General features: G+C 69.9%; 9 protein-coding genes. 3 read left to right on the forward strand and 6 right to left on the reverse strand.

Annotated elements, in window-relative coordinates; translation table 11 throughout:
- Positions 1-63 precede the first annotated feature (63 nt).
- Positions 64-891 carry a DeoR/GlpR family DNA-binding transcription regulator gene (locus ACQG07_RS17400; protein WP_202939568.1) on the forward strand — a complete coding sequence of 276 codons (828 nt, stop codon included), beginning with the start codon at positions 64-66 and terminating at the stop codon, positions 889-891.
- A 61-nt stretch (positions 892-952) separates the two neighbouring features.
- Here ACQG07_RS17400 and ACQG07_RS17405 read toward each other — a convergent pair whose 3' ends face one another.
- From ACQG07_RS17405 to ACQG07_RS17425, 5 genes are all read right to left on the reverse strand, one after another.
- A complete protein-coding gene (locus tag ACQG07_RS17405) occupies positions 953-1,846 on the reverse strand; it encodes a LacI family DNA-binding transcriptional regulator (RefSeq protein ID WP_079704362.1) in 894 nt (297 codons plus the stop codon).
- Between the two features lie 73 nt (positions 1,847-1,919).
- Positions 1,920-3,824: a BNR-4 repeat-containing protein gene (locus ACQG07_RS17410; protein WP_426738967.1), complete on the reverse strand. Its 1,905-nt coding sequence runs from the start codon at positions 3,822-3,824 to the stop codon at positions 1,920-1,922.
- A 46-nt stretch (positions 3,825-3,870) separates the two neighbouring features.
- A complete protein-coding gene (locus ACQG07_RS17415) occupies positions 3,871-5,205 on the reverse strand; it encodes an ABC transporter substrate-binding protein (RefSeq protein WP_079704360.1) in 1,335 nt (444 codons plus the stop codon).
- Between the two features lie 95 nt (positions 5,206-5,300).
- Complete coding sequence (locus ACQG07_RS17420) at positions 5,301-6,239, reverse strand: carbohydrate ABC transporter permease (protein WP_083397394.1); 939 nt, start codon at positions 6,237-6,239, stop codon at positions 5,301-5,303.
- The gene (locus ACQG07_RS17425; RefSeq protein WP_426738968.1) at positions 6,236-7,084 is read right to left on the reverse strand and encodes a carbohydrate ABC transporter permease; all 849 of its coding nucleotides are present in this window, start codon (positions 7,082-7,084) and stop codon (positions 6,236-6,238) included. Before ACQG07_RS17425 ends, ACQG07_RS17420 begins: the two co-directional genes overlap by 4 nt.
- A 272-nt stretch (positions 7,085-7,356) precedes the next feature.
- On the opposite strand from ACQG07_RS17425, the gene ACQG07_RS17430 reads away from it, so the two are divergent.
- A complete protein-coding gene (locus ACQG07_RS17430; RefSeq protein WP_426738969.1) occupies positions 7,357-7,896 on the forward strand; it encodes a hypothetical protein in 540 nt (179 codons plus the stop codon).
- A 150-nt stretch (positions 7,897-8,046) separates the two neighbouring features.
- Positions 8,047-8,448: a peptidoglycan-binding domain-containing protein gene (locus ACQG07_RS17435; protein WP_411557307.1), complete on the forward strand. Its 402-nt coding sequence runs from the start codon at positions 8,047-8,049 to the stop codon at positions 8,446-8,448.
- Positions 8,449-8,533: 85 nt separating this feature from the next.
- On the opposite strand, the gene ACQG07_RS17440 is transcribed toward ACQG07_RS17435, so the two are convergent.
- Entirely contained in the window at positions 8,534-10,582 is a 2,049-nt protein-coding gene (locus tag ACQG07_RS17440; protein WP_426738970.1) for an alpha-galactosidase, read from the reverse strand.
- Positions 10,583-10,653 lie beyond the last annotated feature (71 nt).

A 10,653-nucleotide genomic window follows, 5' to 3' on the forward strand; every position in this document is an offset into this window, starting at 1 on the left:
CGCCGGTGCCGAGGTTCGCCGTGCGCGCGTGCCAGACTGGCAACCGGGTCGAAGGAGGACGCTGTGCTCGGTGCGGAACGCAGATCGCAGATCATGTCGGAGGTGCGCCGCAACGGTGCGGCGAGCGTCGTCGACCTCGCGACCGCACTCGGCGTCAGCGAGATGACCGTGCGACGCGACATCGAGCAACTCGCGACGGAGGGCCTCGTCGACCGCGTCCGTGGTGGCGCCACCACGCCCAGACTGCCCGACCGTGCCGAGCTGGGCTTTCCCAACCAGGCACGCCGACTGCTCGCCGAGAAGCGCGCCATCGCCCGACGCGCGGCCATCCTCGTCGAGCCCGGCATGTCGGTCGGCCTGTCCGGCGGGACCACCACCTGGGCCCTCGCGCAGGAGCTGCGAGCCATCCCGGAGCTCACCATCGTCACGAACTCCCTCCCGGTGGCCGACGTGTTCGCGCGGCCCGACCGCGCCGACGAGCCGTACACCCAGACGGTCGTGCTGACCGGCGGCGTCCGTACCCCCTCGGACGCCCTGGTCGGCCCGGTCGCCGTGCGCGCGATCGAGTCCCTGCACTGCGACGTCGTCTTCCTCGGCGTCCGCGGGATCGACCTGCAGGCGGGGCTGACGACCTCGAACCTCCTCGAGGCCGAGACCAACCGGGCGTTCGTCGGCGCCGGGCGTCGCTCCGTGGTCCTCGCCGACCACTCGAAGTGGGGCGCCGTCGGACTGACGACGATCGTCGACCTCCGCGAGGTGGACCACCTCGTGATGGACGACGACGTGGCCGAGGACGTCGAGACCACGCTCCGCGCGCAGTTCGGCGAGGTCTGGCTCGCGCCGGTCGCCTCCGCTTCCGCTTCCGCCGACGACGACCGCATCGACGCCTGACCGCGACACCTCCAGCACCCCGCCACGGCGGAGCGCCGGCCTGTCCTCCCGCTCATGGACCTCAGCGTGCCGTGCTGTCCCGCACGACGATCCGTGCGTCGACGACCACGTGCCGGACCGGCGTGTCGGCACCGGGCGGGGCGGCGATCTGGCGTTCGAGCTCGGTGAAGGCCGCGCGCACGATCGCGTCGTAGTCGGGAGCGACCGTCGTGAGCGACGGGGTCGAGAACTGGGCGGCGTGGACGTCGTCGATGCCGATCACCGCGACCTCCTCGGGCACCCGTCGGCCGGCTTCGTGGAGGGCCGCGAGCACGCCGAAGGCGATCGAGTCGTTGGAGCAGACGACGCCGTCGAGCTCGACGCCCTCGGCGGTCATCCGACGCATCACGCGACGTCCCTCCTCGGGGGTGAACGCGTCGACGTGCCCGATCAGCGACGGCTCCTGCGCGAGGCCGAGCCGCGCGACCACATCCCGATACCCGGCGTACCGCTGATCCGCCGCGTCGGACGGACGTTCGTCCCTGGGCCCGATGAACGCGATACGGGAGCAGCCGGCCTCGGCGAGGTGCGTCGTCGCGGCGTCGGCGGCCGCCCGGTTGTCGATCGAGATGTGCGTGAACGGGCTGACCTGGATGTGCTCGCCGAGGAGCACCAGAGGCCCCGGGGAGGTCCGCCGCGTGAGGTCGCCGACCGTCAGCGAGCGGGGGATGTGGATGAGTCCGTCCGTGAGCGGCAGGCCCACCCCGTTGGCGATGTCGACCTCGCGGTCGTGGTCGCCCTCCGTGTGCTGGATGAGGATCGACAGTCCACGCTCGTCGGCACCACGGACGAGGAGCGTCGTGAGCTCCGCGAAGTACGGTTCGTCGAGGTTCGGGACGGCGAGCGCCACCATGCCTGTGCGCGAACGGCGCGGTACCGGTGCCGACCGCTGAGAGCCGAAGGCGGCGTCCGACATGGTGCTGCTCCTCACTGCTGACCGGGTGGATCCCGGCCGCTCGGGACCGTTGCGGTCCCGACTGAGCACAACGCTATCCCGGGACATCGTCGTTCCTCGCGGATTCGGTGGCCGGTGCCGCGATCGCCTCGATCTCGAAGACCCGCGCGACGTCGGTCGCCGAGGCGGACGGGTCGGTGATGAGGAGGCGCACCGCGTCGACGACGAGTCCGTCCACGGGCGCGGTGACGGTGCCTGCGGTGTTGTCGTCGAACCGTCCGACCTCGACCCAGGCACCGCCCGTCCGGACCTCGATCGTGAAGTCACGGAGCACCGAATCGGTCGAGGCTCCCCCGGCGTAGCCGCTCTTGACCCTGACCTCGGCGAGCGCCGTCGGGGTCTGCCAGGCGGCCGTGATCGTGGGTGCAGTGTCGCCGACCGCGGAGATCCAGCGACTCGCGTCCGTGCACACGCCGTCGACGGCGAGCGCCCCGCCGGTGTCGGCGCGGAGCGCGGAGGAGGCCGTCACGGTGGCTCCGAGCGCCACGTTCGTCCCGCCGAGCTCGCCTCGGAGCCCGGACACGATGTCCGCGAGCGTCGTGCCACCGGTCTCCGCGGACGTGCCGCGGGGGATCGAGGCCCAGCGCAGGGTTCCGCGGGTGGTCTCGCTGACCGGCGCCGTCAGATACAGGACGTCCGTCCCGCTCGCGGTCTCCGCTCGCAGCCGCTGCGGGCCAGCCGCCGGATCACCCACCGCACGAGCCGCCCAGCCCGAGCCGGCTCCCCCGCGCTCGAGTCGGACCACCTGGCTGCGGTTCTCGCCGCACACCTGCACGGCGAGGACCGCGTACACGCGGTCGACACCACCGGCGCTCGTCGCATCGATGCCGGCGACCGTCGAGACGCCCGAACCGAGCGCGGAGACGTCGATGAGTGACTCGTCGCTCCAGGCGCCGCCGTCCCACGAGGTGTATCGCACGTCGTACGCGGTCTGATCGGCTTCGACGAACCGGTAGACGATCCCCGCGAGCTCCGTGCCGTCGAGGGCGAGCTTCGCGGTCTGCAGCGCCGGCGTGTAGCTGCCGATGGCCTCACCGGCACCGAAGGGGCGCCAGACGACGGATCCCGGGGTGGTCGGGGTGATCGGTCCGGTGAGCGCGGTCCCCGCGACGTCGGCGAAGGAACCGTCGGACGGGTCGTACGTCGCGTACGAGCCGAGGTGCCGCGCCGGGTCCGCCGGGAATGGGCCCCATTCCCACAGCACGTGGACGCGGCCGTCGGCGTCCACCTCGAGGTCGTCGGGGTAGAAGGAGTAGCCGGTCGCCGCGGCGACCACCGCCTCACGTTCCCAGACACCGCTGTCGAGGTCGTACCGGTAGAGCCGACCCTCCCGCCGCCCCTGCGTGTCCGTCCCGACGCGCACGAGCACCCAGGCGTCGCCGTCCGGGCCGCGCGCCGTCACCGGATAGGTGATCGCCGCGTCGAGGTCCGGCATGGACGACGTCGCCTCGACGAGCGAGGTGACGTCGCCGGGTGCACTGGATCGGAACACGTTCCACTGCTCGTTGTGCATTGACACGAAGGCGTGGATGGTGCCCGCGCCGTCGACCACGATCGACGGCTGGTTGTGGCCGTTGTCGTCGGTGAAGGTCACGCAGGCGCCGCCGGCCGTCGAGCGCAGGCACCCTTCGGTCCACGTCCCGTCCGCGCCCCGCGAGGCCAGGTGGACCTCGTGCTTGGACGCGGTGGACGCCGGCGCGTTGAAGGCGAAGTAGGAGACACCGTCGACGACGTCGAGCGGCCGCCACCAGCCGGCCTGGTTCGACGTGTCGACGGTGACGGGCACGGTCTCGACCGTGTCGGTCACCGCACTCCCGCCCCCGTCGCTGCGCGCCGGTCCCCCGGGAGCGGCGACCGCCGGCGCCGTCACCCCCAGCGCGAGGACCGTGAGCGCGGCCGCGGCGAGCGCGCGGACGGTGTTCGATGGGCTGCGTCGCATGGTTCCCCCGGTGCCGGTCACAGTCGTCCGATCGTCGATCCGCGGCTCAGCCGACGAGCTTCTGCGCGGCCGCCCCGGCGGCCTTCATGGCTTCGGCCGGTTGCTCCTGGCCGACGAGGACCGCCTGCACCTTCTCCGCGATCTTCGTCTCGATCTGCGAGTACTGGACGAACTTCCAGAACGGGTTGGTCGAGCTCGTCTTGGTGATCCGGTCGCTGAAGTTCGTGGCGAACGAGTCGTTCTTCACGGCGTCGGAGTTGAGCGCGTCCTCGGTCGCCGGCGGCAGACCACGGGCGGCGAAGTCCTCGAGCACGGTCTCCGGGTCGGACGTCACCCACTGGGCGAAGTCCGCTGCGGTGCCGGCGGCCGGACCGTCGACGACGGCGAGCGCCCCGCCCCACACGAGCGCACGCGGCGTGTCACCCTGTTTGAGGACCGGCCGGGAGACCGGCTGCAGCTTGCTCGCGAAGTCGGGGTCGGGCGATTCGCCGGTCACGGCGCTCCGTCCGACGATCGCGTCGTCGTAGATCGCGGTGCGTCCCTGCGCGAACAGCGAGCGGGCGTCGAAGCGGTCGACGTCTGCTGCGATGAGGCCCTGGTCGTACAGGCTCTTGTACCAGGTGACCGCCTCGATGCTCGCGTCGTCGCCGATCGTCACGGTGTCCCCGTCGACGAGCGGGCTGCCGAAGGTCTGCATCCAGATGAGGATGTCCTTCAGCTGCGCGGCCTTCGTCGACGCCGCGTAGGGGATCATGCCGTTGCCGAGGCCCTTGAGCTGCTTGAGCGAGCCCTCGAACTCGTCGATCGTCGTGGGGAACTCGCCGATGCCGGCCTGCTCGAGGATCGCCTGATTGGTGACGAGGCCGATCGCGCCGATCGTCCACGGGAGGCCGTACTGCACGCCGTCGAACGACGCGGCCGTGAGTCCCGCCTTCGTGTAGCCACGTCCTTCGGTCAACCCGGACACGTCCTGCAGCTTGCCGAGGCTCGCGAGCGAACCGAGCCAGGCGACGTCGACGTGGGCGACGCCGGAGAACTGCCCGCCGCGCACCTGCAGCATGAGCTGGTTGATGTACTCGTTGTAGGGGAAGGAGACCTCGCCGACGTCGATCTTGGCCTTGCCCTCGTATTTCTGCAGGAGGCTCTGGATGGCGGGTGCCGAAGCCTTCTCGGTGAGCGACCAGCTCGCGAAGTCGAAGTCGGTCGCGGTTCCGCCGGCGGTCGCCTTCGGGATGGAGCCGGCTCCTGGGGCGGCTCCGGTCGGGGCGCACCCGGCGAGGGTGGCCGCGGCGACGCCGATGCCGAGGAACTGCAGGGCGCGGCGGCGGGTGATGACGGTCTGCTGTGCGGCGGTGGCGAAGGACGGGGTGATGTGGGACATGGCTCCTCCTCGAGCGTGATCCTGGTGGGACGTGTCTGGGTTGGTGGAACGGATTGTGGGGAGGCCCGGCGGCGGGCCGGTTCGGGGTGCTGCGCTCAGCCCTTCACGGCACCGGCGGTCAGTCCGCCGACGAGGTGACGCTGCAGGGCCATGAACGCGATCGCCACGGGTAGGGAGACGACGAGCGATGCGGCCATGAGCTCGGGCCAGGCCGTGGCGGCCTCGCCGACGAAGGTGTTCACGAGGCCGGGCGGGAGCGTCTGCTTGTCGGGACCCGCCAGGGTGAGCGCGAAGATGAAGTCGTTCCACCCGCGGACGAAGGCGAACAGGCCCGCCGCGACCAGGCCGGGTGCGGACAGCGGCAGCACGATGGAGTGGATGATCCGCAGTCGGGACGCCCCGTCGACGCGAGCCGCCTCGATGAGTTCGTCCGGGATCGTGTCGAAGAAGCCCTTCAGCATCCAGACGCACAGCGGCAGGGTGAACGTCGTGAACGAGAGCACCAGCGCCGCATAGGTGTTCAGGAGTCCGTAGGCGCTGAACACCGAGTACAGGGTGATCAGCAGCAGCGCCTGCGGGAACATCTGCGAGGCGAGCACGAAGTACATGAGTGATCGACGCCCGCGGTAGCGGAACTTCGAGAACGAGTAGCCCATGTAGGCCGAGACGATCACGGACAGCAGGGCGGTGATGACGGACACGATGATGCTGTTCCGCAGGTAGCCGAACAGGTCCGGGTTCGATGCGAGGGCGGTGTAGGCCTCGAAGCTGATCTCCGTGGGGAAGAGCTTCGGTGGGTACGAGAAGACCTGGGCTCGCGGGGTCAGCGAGGTGGCCAGCAACCAGTACACCGGCAGCAGCCCGAAGCCGCCGCAGACGATCACCGCGACCCAAGCGCTGATCCGGACCGCCCGGCTCTCCGAGCGGAAGAGCGACGGACGGCGCCGCAGCGTGCCGAGCTCGGTCGCGACGAACGGCGGCTGCGGGTCCGGCGTGGTGTCCTGCGGTGCAGGCGGGGCGGTGGAGACGCTCATTTCTGCTCGCCTTTCTCCGAGAATCGGACGTAGACGACGACGAGCGCCATCAGGAGGATGAGCCAGAGCAGCCCGAGGGCGCCCGCGTGGCCGAGGTCGAACCCGCGGAAGGCGGTCTCGTACACGGCGGTGGCGAAGGTCTGGGTGCTCCCAGCCGGACCGCCGCCCGTCAGGACGTAGATGATGTCGAAGTGCTGGAAGTTCCAGATGAACTCGAGCAGCAGGACGAGGCCGATGATGCCCTTCAGCTGCGGGACCGTGATCGAGAAGAAGCGTCGGATGGTCCCTGCGCCGTCCATCTCGGCCGCCTCATGGAGTTCCTGTGGCACGGTCTGCAGGCCGGCGAGCAGCATGACCATGATCCAGGGGAAGGACTGCCAGGTCTTCGCCACGATCACCGCGAACATGGCCGTCTGGGGTTGTGCCAGCCACGCCTGCGCGTCGATTCCGAACAGACCGAGGATGGCGTTCGCCACTCCGTAGTTCGCGTTGAAGATCCACATCCAGAGGAACGACACGACGACACCCGGAACGAGCCAGGGGATCAGCATGAGTCCGCGCAGCATCTTGGCACCGCGGATGCGGGTGTTGAGCGCGAGGGCGAGCGCGAAGCCGATGATGAAGGGAGCGATGGTCGTCCCGAGGGTGAAGACCATGGTCTGCCCGAGCAGCTTGAGGAAGTCACCCTGGAGCACGTCGATGATGTTCTGGAGTCCGACGAACTCGCGTCCGGGGACGACCAGGCTCTGCTTGAAGAACGCCGTGACGAGCGCGGTCAGCAGCGGATAGGCGACGACCGCCACCAGGAGCGCGAGCCCCGGGAGGACGAGGATGAACGCGAACATCCCGTCCGGCATCCGTCTTGGTTTGTTCGAAACTGTATCTAACTGTGAAGTCGTCATACTCACATCCTTGTGAGGAGCATTCCGCTGTATGCGGGGCTTCCTGGGGCAGCGGCGCTCTTATCAGCGGCCAAGTGTTGTTCAGCATGCCCGGTCTCCGCGTGACAGGTCAACGCGCGGTGGTCACGGTTCCATAACGGACTGTTCATACTTGATTGAAACTGTATCTTAAGAGCGTCCGTCCGCTGCCGGAGTGGACATGGGAGAGTTGATGGGTGAACTACGACCTCAGCGCTCCTGCTCGCCGCGACATCAAAGGCCTCACGGCCACCATCGAGTCGGCCGAGGACGCTGCTTCACTGCAAGCGCGTCTGAGCGTGCCCCGCTACGGCGTGTTCGACCTCGTCGGCCGGGCCCGCCGCTCGCCGATCATCGGCGGACTCCTCCTGGCCGGCACGGCACTCGATCAGAACGGCAAGCCGACGAAGCCGCTGCAGGTGCTCGAGACGATCCCCGAGCTGGACCCCGTCGACCCCGACGCCGGTGCCGTCGCCGCTCAGCTCTCCGAGCTCTCACACGGTGACCTCGTCACGGTGCGGTTCTCCGACGGCGCCTACGGCGACTTCGGCGTGACCGGCATCGCCGTCTGGTCGGTCCCCGGCACCACCTTCCTCGTGGGCGGCTGGCTCATCGGTTCCGCTGGTGCGCCGGCACCCAGGGTCACCGAGCTCGTCCGTCTCGCACCCGTCGGCGACCACCCCTGGCCCGTCCCGGCCCAGATCACCGTCGTCGGCGAGGACATCGGCATCGACTGACCGCGCTTCGTTCGCCCAGACGTGGGCGAGCGAACAGCACGCCCGATCTCCTCGCGGACTGAACCTCGGCATGGGCACCACTCCCCATTCACCGCTCGAGACGCTCGACCTACGCTCGTGATGTCCGAGCAGTCGAACGAGAGGAACATCATGACCACACGAACGATGCGCAGCAGGATCGCCCTCGCAGGGGCCGCCCTCGGCCTTGCCATCGCCGGCTCCGTCGGCGGCGTGGCGACCGCCGCACCGGCCCAAGCCGCCGGCCAGTGCGTCGACTACCAGTACTCCGCCGGTGGCGACGGGAGTTGCGTCGCCAACATCCAGACCCTGCTCAACGCCTTCAAGGTCGGCGGCCCCCAGCTGGAGGTCGACGGTCAGTTCGGCGAGCAGACCCGGGCGGCCGTCGTCGCCTTCCAGACGTACTGGGGCATGCAGGTCGACGGCGTCGTGGGCGCCGAGACCTGGAACATCCTCTGCGGGCCGCAGATGGGCCCCGGCCCGATCTCGTGGTACCCGTACGACGCGGCTCGCGCCTCCGGCTGCAACATCTGACCGGACCCGCACGACGACACTCCCTCGCCCGCGTTCGGGCGAGGGAGTTCTCGTTCACCCGGGAACGGGCGGACGAACGCGGCGGTCACTCCGCGTCGAGGGTGAAGAGCTGCGCCTGCTCGGGAGCGAGGAGCGGCATCGCGATCCCGACCTCAGCCAGCGCGCGGCCGGTGAGCACGACCGAGCCCTCGGTCAGCCACACCGGCGGCACGTCCTGGATCGACCGGGCGGGCGCGCCGAGGTCGAGCGGGCGGACCCGATAGCGACGCTCGGGATCGAGGCCGGGCACGCGAAGTGGCGCGGGGATCGCCGTCAGCGGTGCGGCGAGCGCCACCTGCGCGACGATCGCGGACGAGCGGTCCTGGGCGATCACCCCGTGCGCATGCAGTGCCGGGTCGGCGCTGTCCATGCGGACGACCTCGCCCGCGTGCAGCAGCGGGCGGAGGCGTTTGTAGTGCGCGATCCATGCCGAGATCAGCTCGAGTTCCGACTCGCTCGCCTCGTTGAGGTTCCACTCGATGCCAGCGCTCCCGAAGAGGGCTGTGGCCAGGCGGAACGCGAGGTCCGAGGTGCGCCAGGTGGTGTGCGAGCGCGCCGCACCGAGGTGACCGCCGAGGTACTCCGGTGGGATCACGAGCCCCGTATAGCGCTGAATCGACTGCCGCTCGAGCGGGTCGTTCGAGTCGCTCGTCCACACCCGCTCGACCCGTTCGAGGATGCCGAGGTCGATCCGCGCGCCACCTGACGCGCACGACTCGATGTCGACACCGGGGTGCAGGGCACGCACCTCGTCGAGCAGTCGGTAGAGCGCCGTCGTCTGCCGGTGCGCCGAGCCGCCGAGGAGATCGCGGTTGTGGTCCCACTTGAGGAACGCGATGTCGTGCTCGGTCAGCAACGCGTCGAGGCGTCCGAGGAGGTACGCGAAGGCGTCCGGGTTGTCCAGGTCGAGCACCCGTTGGAAGCGCCAGCTCGGAGCGTCTGGATGCCCGAGGACCCAATCAGGATGCGTGCGCGCGAGCTCCGAGTCGGGGTTGACCATCTCCGGCTCGACCCACAGTCCGAAGTCCATGCCGGCACCGGTCACCGCGTCGATGAGTGGCGACAGCCCGCCCGCCCAGCGTTCCGGGTCGACGAACCAGTCGCCCAGCGCACGGCGGTCGTCCGTGCGACCGGTGAACCAGCCGTCGTCGAGGACGAACCGTTCGACACCGACACGCTTCGCCTGCTCGACGAGGGTGAGCAGTGTCGGCAGGTCGTGGTCGAAGTACACGGCCTCCCAGGTGTTCAGCACCACCGGGCGGGGCTTCGTGATCGTGCTCCACGAGCGGATCCAGGGGTGCAGTCGCGCGGAGACGCCGTCGAGACCCGCGTCGGAGTAGACGGCGACCGTCCACGGCGACTCGTAGGTCTCCCCCGGCGCTAGCGTGACTTCGCCGGGCGCGAGGAGTTCACCGGAGCCGGTGACCACGAGGCCGAGTGGCGAGCGCTCGCTCCAGATCACCTTGTCGCCGCTCCACGCGAGGTGCGTCGCCCACACCTCGCCGCTGCGGAAGTCGAAGCCTGGTGCGCCCGTGACAGCGAGGAACGCGTCGTCGTGACCGGGTCGTCCGTGACGGTGCTCGCGCGTCCAGGCACCCTGCCCGAGGCGGTGGCGCTGCGGCGTGCGCTCGTGCGTCCAGAGACCGGTGAAGTCGAGGAGTTCGGTGGCGCGGTCGGGGACCGGGAGCACGACGGCGAGGGCGTCGACGGCGAGCGGTCGGTCGACCTCGGCGTCGGCGTCGTTCCGCACGGTGTGCCGGACGCGGAGCACGCCCTGGGGGGTCAACTCGATCGTCGAGACGACCGTCACCGCGGCGCGTTCGTCGGACGTCGTCAGGGCCAGCGAAGTGTCGGTGGCCTGCTGGTCGATCAGCCGCAGCGCGAGCAGGTCCGACGCATCGGTTCCGCCCGGCCGGTGCACGCCGACACCCGGGCGGCCGCTCCAACCGTCGAACACGGTGGGCAGGAGGCTGAGACGCGGCGGGGCGTCGATGGAGGAGGGCGGGATCGCCGGCGTCAGCCCGTGGGCGAGGGCGATGAGGGAGCCGGCGGCGAGTTCGCCGACATCGGCTCCCCAGTGGAGGATGGTGGGCACCTTCGTGGCGCGGGCGTCGACGATCAGGCCTGTCTCTTATACACATCTGACGCTGCCGACGACAATTAAGC

Origin of the sequence: Plantibacter sp. 2H11-2, from assembly GCF_050031945.1 — a bacterium.
GTDB lineage: Bacteria > Actinomycetota > Actinomycetes > Actinomycetales > Microbacteriaceae > Plantibacter > Plantibacter auratus.

Coding starts and splice junctions, on each gene's coding strand:
- ACQG07_RS17415 (WP_079704360.1), bottom strand. CDS start 5,205: ATGTCCCACATCACCCCGTCCTTCGCCACCGCCGCACAGCAGACCGTC.
- ACQG07_RS17435 (WP_411557307.1), top strand. CDS start 8,047: ATGACCACACGAACGATGCGCAGCAGGATCGCCCTCGCAGGGGCCGCC.
- ACQG07_RS17420 (WP_083397394.1), bottom strand. CDS start 6,239: ATGAGCGTCTCCACCGCCCCGCCTGCACCGCAGGACACCACGCCGGAC.
- ACQG07_RS17405 (WP_079704362.1), bottom strand. CDS start 1,846: ATGTCGGACGCCGCCTTCGGCTCTCAGCGGTCGGCACCGGTACCGCGC.
- ACQG07_RS17425 (WP_426738968.1), bottom strand. CDS start 7,084: ATGTTCGCGTTCATCCTCGTCCTCCCGGGGCTCGCGCTCCTGGTGGCG.
- ACQG07_RS17410 (WP_426738967.1), bottom strand. CDS start 3,824: ATGCGACGCAGCCCATCGAACACCGTCCGCGCGCTCGCCGCGGCCGCG.